Source organism: Sphingomonas lacunae (assembly GCF_012979535.1).
In the GTDB taxonomy this organism is placed as follows: domain Bacteria; phylum Pseudomonadota; class Alphaproteobacteria; order Sphingomonadales; family Sphingomonadaceae; genus Sphingopyxis; species Sphingopyxis lacunae.
In genome coordinates this window covers 1,202,250-1,219,486 of record NZ_CP053015.1, presented here as the reverse complement: position 1 = coordinate 1,219,486, position 17,237 = coordinate 1,202,250, and the positions used below count along the sequence as shown (strand labels likewise).

The 17,237-nt window shown below is 61.5% G+C and carries 17 protein-coding genes; 10 read left to right on the top strand and 7 right to left on the bottom strand.

Annotated elements, in window-relative coordinates; genetic code table 11:
* Positions 1-63: 63 nt before the first annotated feature.
* On the top strand, positions 64-1,587 hold the full coding sequence (locus tag GV829_RS05820) for a S10 family peptidase (protein ID WP_169944818.1): 1,524 nt from the start codon (positions 64-66) through the stop codon (positions 1,585-1,587).
* A gap of 6 nt (positions 1,588-1,593) precedes the next feature.
* Here GV829_RS05820 and GV829_RS05815 read toward each other — a convergent pair whose 3' ends face one another.
* From GV829_RS05815 to GV829_RS05805, 3 genes are all read right to left on the bottom strand, one after another.
* Positions 1,594-2,019: an acyl-CoA thioesterase gene (locus GV829_RS05815; protein ID WP_169944816.1), complete on the bottom strand. Its 426-nt coding sequence runs from the start codon at positions 2,017-2,019 to the stop codon at positions 1,594-1,596.
* An 84-nt stretch (positions 2,020-2,103) separates the two neighbouring features.
* Positions 2,104-2,562, bottom strand: coding sequence for a preQ(1) synthase (queF, locus tag GV829_RS05810; protein WP_169944814.1), 459 nt, complete (start codon positions 2,560-2,562; stop codon positions 2,104-2,106).
* Between the two features lie 9 nt (positions 2,563-2,571).
* Positions 2,572-2,862: a hypothetical protein gene (locus GV829_RS05805; RefSeq protein ID WP_169944812.1), complete on the bottom strand. Its 291-nt coding sequence runs from the start codon at positions 2,860-2,862 to the stop codon at positions 2,572-2,574.
* A gap of 439 nt (positions 2,863-3,301) precedes the next feature.
* On the opposite strand from GV829_RS05805, the gene GV829_RS05800 reads away from it, so the two are divergent.
* From GV829_RS05800 to GV829_RS05785, 4 genes are all read left to right on the top strand, one after another.
* Complete coding sequence (locus tag GV829_RS05800; RefSeq protein ID WP_169944810.1) at positions 3,302-3,928, top strand: hypothetical protein; 627 nt, start codon at positions 3,302-3,304, stop codon at positions 3,926-3,928.
* 210 nt (positions 3,929-4,138) lie between these two features.
* Entirely contained in the window at positions 4,139-4,981 is an 843-nt protein-coding gene (sseA, locus tag GV829_RS05795) for a 3-mercaptopyruvate sulfurtransferase (RefSeq protein WP_169944808.1), read from the top strand.
* A 41-nt stretch (positions 4,982-5,022) separates the two neighbouring features.
* Positions 5,023-6,237: a cystathionine beta-lyase gene (gene metC / locus GV829_RS05790; RefSeq protein ID WP_169944806.1), complete on the top strand. Its 1,215-nt coding sequence runs from the start codon at positions 5,023-5,025 to the stop codon at positions 6,235-6,237.
* Entirely contained in the window at positions 6,237-7,181 is a 945-nt protein-coding gene (locus GV829_RS05785; RefSeq protein ID WP_169944804.1) for a mechanosensitive ion channel family protein, read from the top strand. The genes metC and GV829_RS05785 overlap by 1 nt, the downstream gene beginning before the upstream one ends.
* Before the next feature lie 6 nt (positions 7,182-7,187).
* Here the strand turns inward: GV829_RS05785 and ppa are convergent, their stop codons facing one another.
* Both ppa and GV829_RS05775 read right to left on the bottom strand, forming a co-directional pair.
* Positions 7,188-7,724 carry an inorganic diphosphatase gene (gene ppa / locus GV829_RS05780; protein WP_169944802.1) on the bottom strand — a complete coding sequence of 179 codons (537 nt, stop codon included), beginning with the start codon at positions 7,722-7,724 and terminating at the stop codon, positions 7,188-7,190.
* 116 nt (positions 7,725-7,840) lie between these two features.
* The gene (locus tag GV829_RS05775) at positions 7,841-9,901 is read right to left on the bottom strand and encodes a M61 family metallopeptidase (protein ID WP_246203075.1); all 2,061 of its coding nucleotides are present in this window, start codon (positions 9,899-9,901) and stop codon (positions 7,841-7,843) included.
* A 57-nt stretch (positions 9,902-9,958) separates the two neighbouring features.
* Here GV829_RS05775 and hisS point away from each other — a divergent pair, with 57 nt between their 5' ends.
* The 4 genes from hisS to GV829_RS05755 all read left to right on the top strand — a co-directional run bounded on the left by hisS (position 9,959) and on the right by GV829_RS05755 (position 14,181).
* Positions 9,959-11,242 (top strand): histidine--tRNA ligase, encoded by a 1,284-nt coding sequence (gene hisS / locus GV829_RS05770; protein ID WP_169944799.1) that lies wholly within the window; start codon positions 9,959-9,961, stop codon positions 11,240-11,242.
* Positions 11,239-12,315 carry a peptide chain release factor 1 gene (gene prfA / locus GV829_RS05765; RefSeq protein WP_169944797.1) on the top strand — a complete coding sequence of 359 codons (1,077 nt, stop codon included), beginning with the start codon at positions 11,239-11,241 and terminating at the stop codon, positions 12,313-12,315. The genes hisS and prfA overlap by 4 nt, the downstream gene beginning before the upstream one ends.
* Positions 12,312-13,136 carry a peptide chain release factor N(5)-glutamine methyltransferase gene (prmC, locus tag GV829_RS05760; RefSeq protein ID WP_169944795.1) on the top strand — a complete coding sequence of 275 codons (825 nt, stop codon included), beginning with the start codon at positions 12,312-12,314 and terminating at the stop codon, positions 13,134-13,136. Before prfA ends, prmC begins: the two co-directional genes overlap by 4 nt.
* A 229-nt stretch (positions 13,137-13,365) precedes the next feature.
* A complete protein-coding gene (locus GV829_RS05755) occupies positions 13,366-14,181 on the top strand; it encodes a DUF4167 domain-containing protein (protein ID WP_169944793.1) in 816 nt (271 codons plus the stop codon).
* A gap of 70 nt (positions 14,182-14,251) precedes the next feature.
* Here the strand turns inward: GV829_RS05755 and GV829_RS05750 are convergent, their stop codons facing one another.
* On the bottom strand, positions 14,252-15,928 hold the full coding sequence (locus tag GV829_RS05750; RefSeq protein ID WP_169944791.1) for a thiamine pyrophosphate-binding protein: 1,677 nt from the start codon (positions 15,926-15,928) through the stop codon (positions 14,252-14,254).
* A 37-nt stretch (positions 15,929-15,965) separates the two neighbouring features.
* On the opposite strand from GV829_RS05750, the gene GV829_RS05745 reads away from it, so the two are divergent.
* Positions 15,966-16,817 (top strand): dienelactone hydrolase family protein, encoded by an 852-nt coding sequence (locus GV829_RS05745; RefSeq protein ID WP_246203074.1) that lies wholly within the window; start codon positions 15,966-15,968, stop codon positions 16,815-16,817.
* Positions 16,818-16,826: 9 nt separating this feature from the next.
* Here the strand turns inward: GV829_RS05745 and GV829_RS05740 are convergent, their stop codons facing one another.
* Positions 16,827-17,180 carry a YbaN family protein gene (locus GV829_RS05740; protein ID WP_169944789.1) on the bottom strand — a complete coding sequence of 118 codons (354 nt, stop codon included), beginning with the start codon at positions 17,178-17,180 and terminating at the stop codon, positions 16,827-16,829.
* Positions 17,181-17,237: the final 57 nt, after the last annotated feature.

The window sequence follows — 17,237 nt, the reverse complement described above, 5'->3', positions numbered from 1 at the left end:
TGCACCGCGGCGATGATCGTCTAATCCGAGCGGATACTGCTCTGAATCATAACGGGGAAAGCCATGCCGACGTCGAGAATTGCCCTTGCTTGCGCCCTGGTGGCGCTGATCGCGACCAGCCAACCGGTTACAGCGCAGAGCCGGGCAGCCGAAAACGGTGCGACAACAACGGCGCCCGGCACGACCGAAGCACCACGGCCGAACCGGTCGGTCACGCGGCACAGTGGCACCTTTAATGGCGTCAGGGTCGATTATCGGGCGATCACTGGTGAGACATTCCTGACCGATGAGGCCGGCAAGCCCAAGGCGGCCATCTTTTCAACCAGCTATATCCGTGAGGGCAATGATCCCAACCGGCCGGTGACATTCCTGTTCAACGGCGGCCCGGGTTCCGGATCGCTGTGGCTGCACATGGGCGCCTTTGGTCCAGTTCGGGTGGGCATTCCCTCTGACGCCCGTGACGACGGGGCGCCTCCCTATCCCATGCTGCCAAACCCGGACAGCCTTCTGGACGTGACTGACCTGGTGTTCATTGACCCGGTGGGCACCGGTTTTTCCTATGCGATGCCTGGTACAGACCCTTCGGAATATTGGGGGGTGACACAGGATGCGAGGTCGATTGCCCAGTTCATCCGCCTGTGGCTGAACGAACATGGTCGCTGGAACGCGCCAAAATATCTGGGCGGCGAAAGCTATGGCACGACCCGGTCGGCAGCGGTGCTCAACCAGCTGGAGGGCCAGTATAATGATGTTGCCCTGAATGGGGTGTTGTTGATTTCGACTGTGCTCGACTTTGGCGCAGGGGCCGACACCCCGGGCAATGAGGTGAGTTATGCACTCAACCTGCCGAGCATGGCTGCCACCGCGAAATTCCATGGCAAGATCGACTATCCCGGCACGGTCGAGCAATTGACGGCGGAAACCCGGCAATGGGCAATGCAGACCTATTTGCCCGCACTGATGCAGGGCAATGCCCTGCCCCCGGAACAACGGGCGACTGTCCGTGCGCAGTTGTCGCGCTACACCGGGATCAGCGAAGCCTGGCTGGACCGCGCCGACATCCGCATCACCCCGCAGCGATTCTACAAGGAGCTGCTGCGCGACCGCGGGCTGACTGTGGGCCGACTGGATTCCAGATATACTGGCGTTGATGCAGACAGCGCTGGGGAAGGGCCGGACAATGACCCCAGCTTTTACGGCATCGATGCCGGCTACACGGCGGCGATGAACGCCTATGCCCGGTCAACATTGGGATATGAGACTAGCCGCAACTATGTGACGATCGGCGGCGTGCGCGGATGGGACTGGCGGCTCAATGCTGGTCGCGACAGCGACACCTATATGAATGTTGCGCCCTATATTTCCACAGCGCTGCGGGAAAATTCGGGCCTGCGCATCTTTGTCGGCCAGGGATATTATGATTTCGCGACGCCCTTTTTCGCCGCTGAATATGCCCTGACCCGATCAGGCTTTCCGCGCGATCGGATCCAGTTTGAATATTATGATTCAGGCCACATGATGTATATTCGCGACGAGGACAGGGCAAAACTGTCGCGCGACATTCGCGCCTTCATCCGGCAACGATAAGGGCTATCAATCGGTGGCGGTCGTGCCGAAAAAGCGCGCCGCCACATCACGAGCAATGCGGGCCGGACGGAGGGTTTCGGCATAGACGCAGCACCAGCTCGACTTGACCTCTGCCAAAACCTCTTCGCCCCGGCGGATAATCGTGTCGTAAAAGGCACGGGTACCGTGGATGCGTTCAAGAATGACGGTGGCTATCACCTCATCATGCAGGAAGGCCGGGCGGCGATAGGTAATCTCATGCTTGAGCGCGACCCACAGATGTTCGGCCACGGCCTGCGGCGGCGCGATACTGCGCCAGTGGGCCAGAACCGCATCCTGCACCCAAGTGAGATAATTGGCATTGTTGACATGACCCATGAAATCAATGTCCGATGGCTGGACACGGATGGCATGGTGATGACTCGTTGCGGCGGAAGTCAGCTGTTGATCCATGAACTGACAATAATGTAAGCCCGCCCTGCCGCAAGGCAGGAGATCCTCGGTTCACCGCAGATTTCGGTGTAACCGACGGTCAGGTCAACCGCGGCCGCGATAGCCAGCCACGCCCTGATCGGGCAGCCAGAGGCCATCGGGCGGGGTGCCGGACTGCCAGAAGACATCAATAGGAATGCCGCCACGCGGATACCAATAGCCACCGATCCTCAACCAGCGGGGGTGCATCTCGTCAAACAGGCGCCGGCCAATGCCAACGGTGCAATCTTCATGAAAGCCGGCGTGGTTGCGGAAGCTGCCGAGAAACAGTTTCAGCGACTTTGATTCCACAATGCTGTCCGCCGGCGCATAGTCGATGACGATGTGGGCGAAATCGGGTTGGCCGGTAACTGGACACAGCGAAGTGAATTCCGGGCTGACAAAGCGGACGAGGTAGAGTTCACCCGGACGCGGATTGGGGACATAATCAAGTTCAGCCTCGCTCGGATTGGCGGGCAAGGCACTCGATTGGCCGAGGTAGCGGGGTGAAGGGGGGTTGACCATGGCGGCGCTTTACCGTCTGGCTGCGACGCTGTCACCTGCCATGGCGAGGTGACCCGACAAGAACATATGACGACGGATCAGCAGACGGACCATGAAGCAGACCTGGCAGGCAACCAAGAGGCTGGCGCGATTCACCTGTGTAGCGGTGATTTTGGGTATGGCGACGGGGCCTGTTTCAGGTGCGATGGCCGCCGCGCCTGCTTTGCCAAATCCATCACCCGTGCCTGCTCCGGTGCAAGGGCCGCCAGACGGGATGATACCGCCGCCATCAGGGGGTACACGACCGCCTCCCCCGGTCATGGCGCCGGTCCCAGAGACGATACCAACACCAGCACCCACCCCTGTTCAGGAACGAGGCACGGCCGCCGCACCAACACCCGCGCCGGCTCCCGCCAGGCGCGCTGCACCGGCGGAGCGCGAGCCCGCCCAACCCATTGGCGATGACAGGACAGCCGCACGGGCAGAACCAGAGCAGGTCGAGCCGTCCGGTGAAAGTGTCAGTGGCCCGGCAACACCAACGACTGTGCCGCCTGCGGTTTCACCAACTGCAGTGGATGAGCCACAAAGGGTCGAGCGACCCGAGTGGTTACCGTTGGCAGCTCTGGGTGGGCTCGCCGGATTTGCACTTGGCGGATGGCGGCTTTGGCGCGGCCGGCGGCGGCAAGCAGGCGCACCATCAACTTCGCCCGTTGAAGGTTATGGTGATGGTGATTTGCCACAGTCCGCTGCCAAGCGATCAATGGCACCTGACACCGGACCAGCTGAAAGCAGCCAGCCGGATGCCCGGTCCAATGCGCAATCGAAACCATCCGGCAGCGTGGCCGACTCTGGCGGCAAGGCATCAATCGCGCGGCGAGCCAACATCAGCCAGAATTTCGAAACGTTGAATGCCCAATCGACACTGATCAATTTCCGACTGCGCTATGCCATCACCCTGCGCAATGAAGGCGACGCCATGGCGCGTACTGTCGATATCAGAGTAGGCTTGTTCGCAGGGCATCAGGCCCATCCGCAGGGTATAGCAAGCTGGTATGAACAGCCGCTCGAGGACGGACATCACCGGATCGAGACCATAGCGCCCGGTGAGACAATAAGGTTTGAAGGGGAATTGGCCGCCCCGTTGGATGCGCTCAATCCATTGGTCATCGACGGAAAGTCAATGGCCATCCCGCTCGTCGCGGTTGACGCGCGTTATCACCATGGTCCCGGCGAGGCGTTACTCGACGGACAGACAGCCAGAGCCTATGTGGTCGGACGGGAAACCGGGGTCGAAGGTGCCAAGCTGGCGCCGTTCCGGCTGGATCAAGGCCCGATGAGTTTTCACCCGCTTGGTCAGCGCGATACCGGCATCAGCAAGACCGAGTAGAACCAGCATCGCCCTTTTCCCTCAAGGGTGGCTGATCAGTGGCGATTCAGCCATCGTTCCGTGTTGCATCGCAACAAAAATCGTGCAGAAGCATCGCGGCCTTGCTTGCCAAGGAGTCGGTCGCGGCATAGGATAGTCGCCCTCTTGGCACGAGCCGGGACCAGAATAGCCCGTCCACATCAGGCGGGCATCGTAGCGACGGGAGCAGATATGGAACCGCTTGTCACCACAGCCTGGCTGGCCAAGGAACTTGGCGCTTCCGACCTGCGGATCGTGGACGCCACCAAATTCCTTCCGGGAAGCGAGCGCAACGCCAGAGCAGATTATGAGGCCGGCCATATCCCGGGCGCCGTATTCATGGATCTGGCCGAATTGGTCGACCCCAATGACCCGATCGACAATATGGCCCCCAAGGCAGAGAAGTTCGCGAGCCGAATGCAAAGCCTTGGCCTCGGCGATGGCAGCCGCATTGTCCTCTATGACGACAGCCCGTTGAAGAGCGCAACGCGCGCCTGGTGGTTGCTCAAGCTTTTTGGCGCTCATGACGTTGCGTTGCTGGATGGCGGTATCGCCAAATGGAAGGCAGAAGGGCGACCGGTCGAGCAAGGCAACCACAGCCTGCGCCACCGTCATTTCACAGTGTGGCGAGACGCCAATGTGGTGCGGACCAAAGACCAGATGCTGGCCAATGTGGCGAGCGGTGCCGAACAGGTGGCCGACGCCCGCCCGGCTGCACGTTTTACCGGCGAAGAAGCTGAAGTACGGCCCGGCATGGCCAGCGGCCACATCCCCGGATCGCGCAGTCTGCCGCATTCGACATTGTTCAATGCCGATGGCACCTGGAAAAGCACAGACGAACTGCGCGCCGCCTTCATTTCTTCGGGTATCGATCTGGACAAACCACTGGTCACAACCTGTGGCAGCGGAATGACAGCGGCTGTCCTGGCATTTGCGGCCCACCTGATCGGCAAGGAAGATGTTGCACTCTATGATGGCAGCTGGACCGAATGGGGCGCGGACCCCGATACGCCCAAGGCGACCGGCGCCGCCTGACACGGATTCGCTTTTCGACCGGTGCGTGATATGCCCATGGCATGAGCACTGACCCCGACAAACCCGCCAAGCCTGCCACTTTACTGGTCAATGCCGGACGGAGAGCGGAGTGGACAAGTGACCCGAGGCTGGGTGGGGGCATAGTCAATCCGCCGATTTGGCGGGCATCGACGATCCTGTATGACAGTGTCGCCGACCTTGAGACGCGTGGACGCAATACACATGACAAGCTGTTCTATGGTCGGCGCGGCACGCCTACTGTCTGGGCCTTGGCCGACGCGTTGACGCTGATGGAACCGGGTGCGGCCGGAACAATGCTCTATCCTTCCGGCGTGGCAGCCATTGCGGCGGGCATGTTGGCGTTGCTGTCCCCCGGCGACCATGTGCTGATGGTCGATTCTGTCTATGACCCCACCCGCTCGCTGTGCGACGGCCTGCTCAAACGGATGGGAATCGCAACCACCTATTATCCGCCTTCGGTCGGTGCCGGCATCGAGACAATGATCCGGCCGGAAACGCGACTGATATTCCTCGAGAGCCCCGGCAGTCTGACGTTCGAAGTGCAGGATGTGCCGGCGATAGCGGCCATCGCCAGGGCACGGGGCATCTGGACGATGCTCGACAACACCTGGGCCACACCTCTGCTCTTCACCGCGCTCGACAAACAGGTCGATGTAACAATGATGAGCCTGACCAAATATGTGGGTGGGCACAGTGATGCAATGATGGGCAGCCTGACCACAGGGCCGGGATTGTGGGACCGACTGCGCGGGGCCAGCTATCAATTGGGCCTGTCTGTTGGTCCCGATGAATGCGCGCTGATGTTGCGCGGGCTCAGAACACTTGATGTCCGGATGCGACGTCATGGCGAAAATGGTCTGACCGTTGCCCGTTGGCTGGCTGAACAGCCGGCTGTTGGGCGCGTGCTGCATCCTGCACTGCCATCCTGCCCCGGCCATGCGCTGTGGCAACGCGATTTCAACGGCACGAGCGGATTGTTCAGCTTTACCCTGAAGGGTGCAAGCAAGGCGCAGCGCACGACCTTTGTCGATGCACTGACCCTGTTTGGACTGGGGTATAGTTGGGGTGGCTATGAAAGCCTGGTGGTACCAAGTGATCCGCCGCGCAGCGCTGAACCATGGAGCAAAAGCGTGCTGGCAGACGGACCGCTGGTCCGCCTGTCGATCGGACTGGAGGATCCGGCCGACTTGATCGCTGATCTGGCGGCGGCAATGGCCACCGCGGGGCTGGTCTGATGGGCGCTGTGGCCAGTGCAGCAGGCAGCAGCCTGTTGGAAGGCATTGCCCAAGCCACCGAGATCAGCCGCGCGATCGGCATCGATATTGGTGCCTATCGCTTGTCGCTTTACGGCTTTCTTTCAGCAATTCTGGTTGGGCTGCTGCTGTGGTTCACCGTTCGATTGACGTTGAGGACAATCAAATGGCTGCTCCGCCGTAACGACCAGATTGACGAGACGCAGCGACTGCTGATCGAAAAACTGACCGGCATCATCCTGTTCGGCGTGGCAACGCTGGCCGGGATTGATTTGCTGGGCATAGACCTGACGGCACTGGCGGTCTTTTCCGGAGCGCTGGGCCTCGCGGTCGGCTTTGGCCTGCAAAAGACGGTTGGCAATCTGATTGCCGGCATCATCCTGTTGATGGACAGGTCCATAAAGCCGGGCGACGTGATAGTCGTTGGTGATGGATCTGCGATAGGAGGCGGCAACAACGGTGGCTTTGCCAATGTCGGCCGAGTCGCGAAGATTGGGGTGCGCGCCGTTTCAGTCATCACGCGCGACGGCAAAAAGCACCTGATTCCCAATGAATTGCTGATGACCCAGCCTGTGGAAAACTGGTCCTACTCGAACCCTGATGTGCGGGTGCGGATGAAGGTACCCGTGGGCTATGACAGCGACCTTAGGCTGGCACAGTCGCTGATTATCGCCGCAGCCAAAGGCAATGCCCGCGTGCTGGCAGAACCTGAACCGATGGTCTGGGTCACCGGTTTTGGCGAACGAGCGGTTGATCATGAATTGCGCTTGTGGATTGCCGACCCGGAATCGGGGCTGGGCAACGTTCAGGGCGAAGTGTTCATGGCGATATGGGACGCTTTTCGGGCGCATGGCATTACCCTGCCCTATCCACGAATTGACGTGGAGTTGCGGGGCGCCGCACAGGATGCAGCGCCCCAAGCCTGAGTTGACTTAGCCCTTTGGCTTGCCGGCGAGTTCAATCGCCTTCAGCACCATGTCGCGTGCTTCGGCAGCGCCGCCCCATTTGCCGACGCGGACCCACTTTTCAGGCTCGAGATCCTTGTAGTGGGTAAAGAAATGCTCGATCTGGGCAAAGACGATGTCCGGCAGATCCTCCTTCTCCGCCACATCGGAATAGTATGGGAAAGTCTTGTCATCCGGCACACAGACCAGTTTTTCGTCCCCGCCATGCTCGTCTTCCAATTGCAGGACGGCAATCGGGCGGCAACGCACGACACAGCCGGGCAGGAAGGGCGAACGGGCAATCACCAGCGCATCGAGCGGATCACCATCGTCACAAAGCGTATGAGGGATGAAGCCATAATTGGCAGGATAGCGCATCGGGGTGTGGAGAATGCGATCAACGAACAGCGCGCCCGATTCCTTGTCGAACTCATACTTCACCGGTTCGCCGCCTGCTGGGACCTCGATGATGACGTTGACGCTGTTGGGAACATCCTTCCCAACCGGAATGGCGTTGATATTCATATATGTCCCTTTTGTTGGGGGAGAGAGAATCGGCGGGACCTTGCAGCCGTGCGGCTCCCTTATGGCAAGGGCCGTTACACAGTTGTTACCCGTTGGTCCCGATCGGACCTGCCAAATCAGGGAACCGACGCTGCGGCATTGGCAGGTCGACGCGGATCAAGCAACCGGTCGATCAAAGTGGGTCCGCTGCCGACACGGGCAAGATGAGGGTAGCGCAGGCCACCGGTCCATGCCGGTGTAATGGTGCGATAACGACCTCCACGCTCGACCAAGAGGCTGATCGGCGTGCGTCCATCCATGGCCGCAGTTACGGCCGCACGCATGCGCCCCTCTTCATAGGCCATGCCATTGACTGCGACGATGCGGGTGCCGTTGACAACGCCCTCGTTGAACATCGGCCCGCCAAACTGGACCGATGAGACATCGCCATCCTTGCTGACAACCACGCCAAGCGAGAAGGTAAGGTCCAGTATCTTGGATTCACGCGCCCGTTCCGCATCGAAGACGTTGGGCGTATCCCGGTACACCAACTGGTAACCACCAAGGGTTAGGCCAGCCAGCGGCGCGGGAGCAGCCGGTTCCATCACGCGAGTGCGAAAGAATCCGGCCCAGTCGTAAGGCTGAATGCTGTTCAACGTATCGACCACATCGTCAAAACTGTAGGTTAGCACTCCACGGTCGCCATCCCGCACGCCAAAAAAGGCCCGCGCAAAGTCATCAAGGCTCTTTCGACCGCCCGATTGCTGGCGGATCAACATGTCCGCTTCCAACCAGATCAGCGAGCCCTCATTGTAATAATCTTCGGTCCGGGTCGCCGAGGGAAATGGCCGCGGTTTGCGTGCTGCGATGATGGGGTCAAGCGTTGTGTCCTCCAAGCTCCGCCAGGAGCGCCCAGGCTGGGATTGGTAAATTGCAGCGTAGCGGGCCCATTCAGCCAGCACCATTTCGCGGGACTGCAAGCCGGAACGAGCAGCGAGGATCAGGTCCCAATAACTGGTTTGCCCCTCATAAACCCATAGCAACCTGTCATCCATTGGGGTGGCGAAGTCTGCGGTCCACAGCCGTTCTGGACGGCGATATTTTCCGTTCCAACTATGCACGAATTCATGTGGCAGCAGACCACGTTCCGACCCGTTGGCATCCCAGCCCGTGAAATAGTCGGGATCCCTGCTGTTCTCCGAGCTGCGATGATGTTCAAGGCCAATTCCGCCAAGTTCATTGGTCAAGGCAAGCAGGAATTCGTACCGGTCAAAGTGACGACCACCGAAGAGTGCAAGCGTCTCTTCAACCAGCGCCATATGCGCGGCAATATGTTCTGGTCTGGCTTCGAGCGCAGACGGGTCGTCAGCCACAACGTTCAGACGGACATTACTGCCCAAATCCCAGCGACGGAAATAGGCCCCTGCAAACATCGGCGAATCAATCAAGGTTTCATAGTCGGTGGCGGCATAGCGAATTCGGTTGCCGCTCACTTGCGGACCATCGAGCGCTGCGGCACCGGTCCATCCTTGTGGCAGGATGACAGTGGGCTGGATGCGTATGGCACGGGTCGCGTGACCGGCGGGATAGAGCGAGACCTGTTCCCACTGAAGGTTGAGCATTGCGGGCGTCATCACCACCCGCCCTTCGCTGTTGCGGGTCGGCGAAAGGAACTGGAATCTTGCCTCTATCTGGCGAACACCCGAAGGTATATCGATATCAAAGGCATAGACGTCGGTGGCCTGCCGCCGCCACGTGAGCGTGCGGTTTCCCGCCGTGAAGGTGAGCCCAGCAATGTCGGCTATGGCACCGCGCGGAGCATGTTTTCCGGGCAGCCATTCAGGATAGCGCAACGTTAGCCGACCCGTACCGGTGACCGGTATCGTCTGGCGCACGCTGTAGATGGCGCGGGCAACATCAGTCGCGTCAACTTCAAGCTGGATAACACCGGGATAAGGCGCATCCCGCAGACCCGACGGTGCTGATGGCATTGTGCGGGTGACTGTCGTCGCCGCAGCGGGCGCTGAGGTCTGAGCAGTGGCAACCGTAGAGAAGGCAAGCAGCGGAAGCAGGAAAAAGCGGGCAGAATGGCGCAAAGACAGTCTCCGGACGATAGATTGGTGACGCCCCAGGTTGATCCTGTCATCATCCATGCCGCGCAAGCGGCCGGTCGTCCAGTATGCACGGATCAACGTCATGGCACTGACTGTCGATGGACTGGCGAACGCGACAAATTTGCACTAGTGCGCCGCAGCATGAAACGCATCGAAACTCCCAAGCCCGTTCGCGGCACCCAAGACATGATCGGTGAGACGGCGGACCGTTTCCAGCATGTCGTCGACACGTTCGACCGCGTCCGTCGCCTCTATGGCTTCAAGCGGATAGAAGTGCCTGTGATCGAGCCCACCGCAGTGTTTGCCCGATCATTGGGTGAGACGACCGACATCGTTTCCAAGGAAATGTACACCTTTGAAGACCGCAGCGGCGATTCGGTTACGCTGCGGCCTGAGTTCACAGCGGGAATCGCGCGTGCCTACATTACCAACGGCTGGCAACAACATGCACCGCTGAAGGTCGCTACCCATGGAGCCCTTTTCCGGTACGAGCGGCCACAAAAGGGGCGTTACCGCCAGTTCCACCAGCTCGATGCGGAAGTCCTGGGCAGTGAAAGCCCGCTCGCCGACGTTGAACTCCTCGCCTTTGCCGACCAGCTGCTGAAAGAGTTGGGCATCACCGAGGGGGTGAGCCTCCACCTCAACACGCTGGGCGACAGCGTCAGCCGTGAAGCATGGCGCGCCGCGCTTGTCGCTCATTTCGAAGCGCATCGAGGCGAGCTTTCCGAAGACAGCCTGGCCCGGCTCGCGCGCAACCCGCTTCGCATTCTCGACAGCAAGGACCCGCGCGACCGCCCAGCGGCGGAGTCTGCACCCTCAATTGAGACGTTTCTGACCGACGAAGCCGGGCGCTTCTACGAGGAGGTCAGGACAGGTCTTGCAGCGGCAGGTGTGGCATGGGTAGCCGCACCGCGGCTGGTGCGCGGCATGGATTATTACCGCCACACCGCGTTCGAGTTTGTGCCTGATGCGGGTAGCGTGGTCGCAGACAAGCTTGGCAGCCAATCGACCATATTGGGCGGCGGGCGCTACGATGGGCTGGTCGAAACGATGGGCGGTCCGGCAACGCCGGCAGTGGGCTGGGCCGCCGGGATCGAGCGACTGGCGATGCTGTTGGAGGAAGTCCCCACCAATCCGGTGCAAGTTGCAGTCGTGTCCGAAAATGATGAGCGCACCGGCGAGGCTGTTGCGCTGGCGGCACAGCTTCGACAGGCGGGATTTGCCGCCGAGCTCGTTGCTTCGGGGTCTGCCAAAAAGCGGTACAGCCGCGCAATGGCACTGAACCCCCTGACCGCGATTTCGCTGGATGTCCGAGATGGAGTGAAAACCCAAGGATTGCGGGTCATCAAAGCTGAGACGGACCTCGCAGCAGACATTCAGGCCGCGTTCGAACGGATCAGCCTCACTATACGCTTGGCCCCATGACCCGGATCTCGGACGAACGCATTGCGCAGATTGCAGCGAGGCATGAGGAGCTCGCAGCACGAATGGCTTCGGGCAATCTCGAAGGGCCGGCGTTCGTCGCAGCGTCGAAAGACTATGCTGAGTTAGAGCCGGTGGTGAAGGCTGCGGCCGAAGTGGCCCGCCTGCGCAGCGAGGCTGCGTCCCTTGAGGAAATGGCTTGCGGTAGCGATGCAGAACTCAAGGCAATGGCCGAGGACGAAATGGCAGCAACACGCGCTGCGCTTGCTGAATCCGAGCATGCGCTGGCGATCGCCCTGCTCCCCCGCGATGCAGCCGATGAACGGTCAGCGATGCTCGAAATCCGCGCTGGCACCGGCGGAGACGAAGCAGCCTTGTTCGCCGGCGATCTGCTGCGCATGTACTCGAAATATTCGGAAAGCCAGGGCTGGCGGGTCGAGATTGTTTCCGAGTCTGCGTCGGACGTGGGTGGCTTCAAGGAAGTCGTCGCTAGCGTCAGCGGTAGCGGTGTATTCGCTCGGTTGAAGTTCGAAAGCGGTGTGCATCGCGTGCAACGGGTTCCGGTCACGGAGGCTGGGGGGCGGATCCATACGAGCGCGGCAACGGTCGCGGTTCTGCCGGAAGCGACAGAAGTTGATGTTCAGATCAATGAAGGCGACTTGAAGATCGACGTCTATCGCGCGTCGGGGGCGGGCGGTCAGCATGTCAATACGACCGACAGCGCTGTGCGTATCACCCATTTGCCTTCGGGAACCGTTGTAACCTGTCAGGATGGCCGCAGCCAGCACAAGAACAAGGAAAAGGCCATGCAGGTCCTGCGCGCTCGGCTGTATGAAGTGCAGCGCGAGAGCATCGCCGCGGAACGGGCGGGCGAACGCAAGGCAATGGTCGGTTCCGGTGACCGATCGGAACGGATACGCACCTATAATTTTCCTCAGGGGCGGGTCACAGATCATCGTATCAACCTGACCCTGCACCGCCTGCCGGAAATCCTGGAGGGCGCGATGGACGAATTGATCGGCGCACTGATTGCCGAGGATGAGGCTGAACGGCTAGCGGCAGTGGGTGAGGAATGAGCGTGCGCGCCGCGATCGTTGCGGCATCAACCCGTTTGGCCGATGTCAGTGACACCGCGCGGCTCGATGCCGAACTTTTGATGGCCCACGCCCTTGGCATTGAGCGTGATCGGTTGCTGCTGGACGGTGACAGGTTGCCGATACCCGATGGATTTGCCGCGATGGTCGAACGGCGCATGGCGCATGAACCAGTTGCCTATATCATCGGTTATCGGGATTTCTGGACGATCCGTCTGGCTGTCGGCCCCGGCGTTCTGATACCCCGGCCAGATAGCGAAACCTTGATCGAGGCGGCGCTGGCGCATTTTCCTGAGCGGAGAGCGCCGCTGCGCATCCTCGATCTGGGTACCGGGCCGGGGACGCTGTTGCTGGCGGTGCTGAGCGAATTGCCCGAGGCACATGGGCTTGGGATTGATGCATCGGATGTGGCGCTCGACTATGCGCGGGCCAATGCGGCGTCTCTGGGACTGGACGACCGCGCGGTGTTTCGGACAGGCGATTGGGCGACCGGGCTGGGCGGCGTATTCGACCTGATCCTGTGCAACCCGCCCTATGTCGAGAGTGACACGATGCTCGACCGGCAAGTGGCCGATTTCGAGCCTGCCGGGGCTCTGTTCGCCGGGCCGGAGGGGCTGGACGAGTACCGGCGTATCCTGCCGATGCTCCCGCCCTTGCTGACTCCCGACGGGCTGGCCGTGGTCGAAATTGGCGCCGGCCAACGTGACGCTGTGAGTGCATTGGCCGAGCTAGAAGGATTGCGCGTTAAATGTCGCAGCGATCTGGCTGGACGGGATCGCGCTATTTTGTGTCAGCAGCCCTGACGTTTTTTGCTTGGATTTGCGCAAGCAGCCGTATAGGGCTGGTATCGCAAAAGCTGGCCCAGCGCTCTCCCTACAGACGATCGGCCACCAAGCATCACGATCCCATGCGGCACAATGCCCATCGCCTGCGGTCTCAAGGCCCAGCGCGAACACAGGGCTTAACAGGCCGCACGCGCAAGAGGCGAGACGGGGCAGGCAGAGCAATTTCTTCAAGGATTGATGAGTGTCGATGAACAATCGTCAGAACGGGCGCCGTCGCGGTCGTAACAACAACCAACGTCCGCAGGGCGGCATGAGCGGCGGCAACCGCAATATCGATCAGGGCAACCGGATCGATAGCCGTGCTCGTGGCAATGCCGCGCAACTGCTCGAAAAATATCGCAACATGGCGCGCGATGCCCAGCTGGCCGGCGACCGGGTGATGACCGAATATTATCTGCAGTTCGCCGACCATTATTTCCGCGTCCTGTCTGACACACGCCAGCGTCAGGAAGAACAGCGCGCCCGGTACGAAGACCGTGACGCGGAGCGTGGCGACCGACAGCAGGACGACAGCGACGGCCAGGGCAATGAGGCCGAGGACGGCGATGACACGCTGGACGCGATCGATCAGATCGGCCGGGCGCCCCGCAACCGTGATCGTGGACGCGAAGGACGCGAGCGTGACGGTAATCGTGAGGGCCGTGACCGCGACAACCGCCAGCGCGAACCGCGCCGCGAGCGGGCTGAGCGCGACGAACGGGCAGAGGAGGACGGCCAGCGGGCCGAACGTCAGGAACGGCCCGAGCGCGGGGAACGTGCTGAACGAAGCGACCGCGAAGAGCGGCCGCGCCGCAATCGCCGGGAGCGCCCCGAGCGCGAAGATGATGCTGCCGTCGGTATCGACATTGCCGTGCTGCCGCCGGCGATCGGCGTTGAACCGATGCGGGACGAGGTGAAGGAGGCCGCAGCCGGGGCCGAAGAGGCAGCGCCTGCGCCCAAGCGGCGGGGACGTCCGCGCAAGGCCGATGCGGCGACCAGCGAGGGCGAGGCTGTTTCAGGCTGATCCGGGATGAGGTAGAGGCCCAACTAGAGCGACCCGGCACAGCTCTACATTTTACCAAGTCACTGTAATATCAGGCTTTTCCTGATCTTTTGGCGTGCATTGCACTGATCGTTGTCGCATTGCTGATGCGTTCGACATCGGTCTTGAGATGGAGCAGCCGCAGCCCCTTTTGCGCCATGGCGTCTGCAAGCGCCGGAGCGAACTGGTCAGTGCGTTCCACCGTGGTCGCCCAGCCACCATAAGCCCTTGCGAGCGCCGCGAAATCCGGGTTGACCAACGTCGTCGCCGACAGGCGATGAGGAAATTCCCGCTCCTGGTGCATACGGATGGTGCCATAGGAGGCATTGTCGACGACGACGACCAGCAGGTTGACGCCATATTGGACAGCCGTCGCCAGTTCCTGTCCGTTCATCAGGAAGTCCCCGTCACCAGCGAGCGCAACCACGGTGCGGTCGGGCCAGCGACGGGCAGCGGCGATAGCGGCCGGCACACCATAGCCCATCGCGCCGGCGGTCGGTGCCAACTGGCAGACCGGCCCCGCGTAACGCCAGTGGCGATGCCACCAGCCCGAATAATTGCCCGCGCCGTTGCAGATAATCGTATCCGCCGGCAGCGCCGCCTGCATCGCCGCGACGCAAGGGCCGAGATCCAGCGGCGTATCGGCAAAGGGGGTGACGGCATTCCATGCCCGCCATTCCTCATGCGCGGCTCGCCCGGCATCGAAGGGGATGATGTCGTCGAGCCACAGCGCCGCCATTTCGGCGAACTCATAGGGGTAGGCACAGATAGGCAGATCGGTGCGATAGACACTGTTGAGCTCCACCGGGTCAGGATGGACATGGACCAGCGTCTGGCCGGGATGATCAGGAGTGATCAGGCTGTAGCCATCCGTCGTCGCTTCACCCAAGCGCGCCCCGACCGCAATGATCAGATCGGCGGAGCGGATGCGATCGAGCAATTTCGGATTGGGCCCATAGCCGAGATTGCCGGCATAGACCGGGCAATCATTGTCGAGCGCATCCTGGCGGCGGAAAGCCGCGGCTGTCGGCAAGCCAACGCGGGTAGCGAATTGTGACCAATAGTGCGACGCGCCCAAATTCCAGCCCGCGCCGCCGACAATGGCGATGGGGTCGGTCGCATCCTTGAGCAGGTCCATGAACACCTGCATTGCCTCCCCATCGGGATCCTGTTCAGGCGGGGTGACATAGGGCCGGTCGCGGACCGCCACTTCATCGAGCAACATGTCTTCGGGCAGGGCCAGAACGACCGGACCGGGGCGCCCGGCCATGGCGGTGGCATAGGCGCGGGCGACATATTCGGGAATCCGTTCGGCACTGTCGATCCGTGCCGCCCATTTGCACAGGGGCGAAAACATCGCCTGAAAGTCGACCTCCTGAAACCCTTCACGGTCGCGCATCGACCGGTCGACATCGCCGATGAACAGGATCATCGGCTGCGAATCCTGCATGGCGACATGAACACCAATGCTGGCATTGGTCGCGCCGGGACCGCGCGTGACAAAGGCAATGCCGGGGCGGCCGGTCATCGCACCATCGGCACAGGCCATGAAGGCCACGCCCCCTTCCTGACGGCAGACGACGGTGTCGATGGCAGGCACATCATGCAGCGCGTCGAGGACGGCGAGAAAGCTCTCACCGGGAACGGTGAAGATGCGGTCACACCCCTGGATGACGAGCTGATCGACGAGGAGGCGGCCGCCGGTGCGGGGATGAAGCGATGTGGTCATACCCCCTGTCCTAACGCCTGTTGCCGATTGACGAAAGATGCGCGCCTGTCATGCTGACCGAAACAAGGCAACGGAATGGGGCGGGGAGAGCGGCAACATGGGGCAACGGCCATTGGATCAGCGCGACACGCTGGAGGATTTTGACCGGCGCGTGTTGACGCTGCTGGGCGAAACTCGGCGTGTTTATGTGGGCGGAAGCGGCCCGGCAGTGGTGGTGATGACCGAAATGCCCGGAATCAGCCCGCATGTGGCACGCTTTGCCCGATGGGTGCGCGACGCCGGCTTCACCGTCTATATGCCGCACCTGTTCGGCAAGGATGGCGAGCCACCCACGGCGCTTTATGCGGTCAAGGAGCTTGCGAAGGGCTGTGTCAGCCGTCAGTTCCGCGCGCTTGCAGCCGGACCGATCACGCAATGGCTGCGGGCGCTGGCGGCACAGGCCCACAGCGAATGCGGCGGCAAGGGCGTAGGGACCATCGGCATGTGCTTTACCGGCAATTTCGCCCTGGCGATGATGCTTGAACCGGCGGTGCTGGCGCCGGTGATGGCGCAGCCTTCGTTGCCGCTGTTCCGGAAAGGTGGAACACACATATCAGCTGACGAGATGACCGCGATCAGGGCGCGGATGGTGGCTGAGGATCTGACGGTCAAAGCCTATCGCTTTGACGGGGATTCTTTCTGCCGCGCCGAACGCTTTGCCGCCTTTGCCGCGGCGCTGGGCGACCGGTTCGAAGGGAAGGTGCTGCCCGACAGCGCCGCCAATCCGGATACGCCGTACAAGAATCCGCATTCGGTGGTGACACTGCACCTGATCGACGAGGCAGGTCAGCCGACGCGGCAAGCGATCGACGAGATCCTCGACTTTTTCCGGATGCGGCTCAAGGACTAGGCTCGCAACCTAGGCCTCGGGCCGGGTCCACAACCAGCTGAGGCAGACCACCGCGGCAATGGGCGTTGCGAGCAACCAGGGCCAAGGCGCCGCAACGACCGAAACGGCGCTGCTGACGGCGAAGGCGACGGTGGCTGCGACCTTGCCCTTGCGGCTAACCGCGCCCCTTTCCCGCCAACGCTGGATGTGGGGGCCAAAACGCGGATCAGCAACCAAGCGCGCTTCCCAAGCGGGCTGCCCCCTGGCGAAACAAAAGGCGGCGAGGATAACCAACGGGACCGTTGGCAGCAGCGGCAGAAAGGCGCCAAGCGCGCCAAGCGCGAGCGCCGCCAGTCCGGCAATGCGCCAGATCAACGGTGTCATGCGGAGAGCCTGCCGCGAGCCATGCCTGCCGTCCTAGGGCAAGCGAGCCACGCTGGC

Bases quoted from the DNA above. Each gene is read 5' to 3' on its own strand.
- GV829_RS05820 (WP_169944818.1), top strand. From the start codon at position 64: ATGCCGACGTCGAGAATTGCCCTTGCTTGCGCCCTGGTGGCGCTGATC.
- GV829_RS05815 (WP_169944816.1), bottom strand. From the start codon at position 2,019: ATGGATCAACAGCTGACTTCCGCCGCAACGAGTCATCACCATGCCATC.
- queF (WP_169944814.1), bottom strand. From the start codon at position 2,562: ATGGTCAACCCCCCTTCACCCCGCTACCTCGGCCAATCGAGTGCCTTG.
- GV829_RS05805 (WP_169944812.1), bottom strand. From the start codon at position 2,862: ATGACCGGGGGAGGCGGTCGTGTACCCCCTGATGGCGGCGGTATCATC.
- GV829_RS05800 (WP_169944810.1), top strand. From the start codon at position 3,302: ATGGCACCTGACACCGGACCAGCTGAAAGCAGCCAGCCGGATGCCCGG.
- sseA (WP_169944808.1), top strand. From the start codon at position 4,139: ATGGAACCGCTTGTCACCACAGCCTGGCTGGCCAAGGAACTTGGCGCT.
- metC (WP_169944806.1), top strand. From the start codon at position 5,023: ATGAGCACTGACCCCGACAAACCCGCCAAGCCTGCCACTTTACTGGTC.
- GV829_RS05785 (WP_169944804.1), top strand. From the start codon at position 6,237: ATGGGCGCTGTGGCCAGTGCAGCAGGCAGCAGCCTGTTGGAAGGCATT.
- ppa (WP_169944802.1), bottom strand. From the start codon at position 7,724: ATGAATATCAACGCCATTCCGGTTGGGAAGGATGTTCCCAACAGCGTC.
- GV829_RS05775 (WP_246203075.1), bottom strand. From the start codon at position 9,901: ATGACGTTGATCCGTGCATACTGGACGACCGGCCGCTTGCGCGGCATG.
- hisS (WP_169944799.1), top strand. From the start codon at position 9,959: ATGAAACGCATCGAAACTCCCAAGCCCGTTCGCGGCACCCAAGACATG.
- prfA (WP_169944797.1), top strand. From the start codon at position 11,239: ATGACCCGGATCTCGGACGAACGCATTGCGCAGATTGCAGCGAGGCAT.
- prmC (WP_169944795.1), top strand. From the start codon at position 12,312: ATGAGCGTGCGCGCCGCGATCGTTGCGGCATCAACCCGTTTGGCCGAT.
- GV829_RS05755 (WP_169944793.1), top strand. From the start codon at position 13,366: ATGAACAATCGTCAGAACGGGCGCCGTCGCGGTCGTAACAACAACCAA.
- GV829_RS05750 (WP_169944791.1), bottom strand. From the start codon at position 15,928: ATGACCACATCGCTTCATCCCCGCACCGGCGGCCGCCTCCTCGTCGAT.
- GV829_RS05745 (WP_246203074.1), top strand. From the start codon at position 15,966: ATGCGCGCCTGTCATGCTGACCGAAACAAGGCAACGGAATGGGGCGGG.
- GV829_RS05740 (WP_169944789.1), bottom strand. From the start codon at position 17,180: ATGACACCGTTGATCTGGCGCATTGCCGGACTGGCGGCGCTCGCGCTT.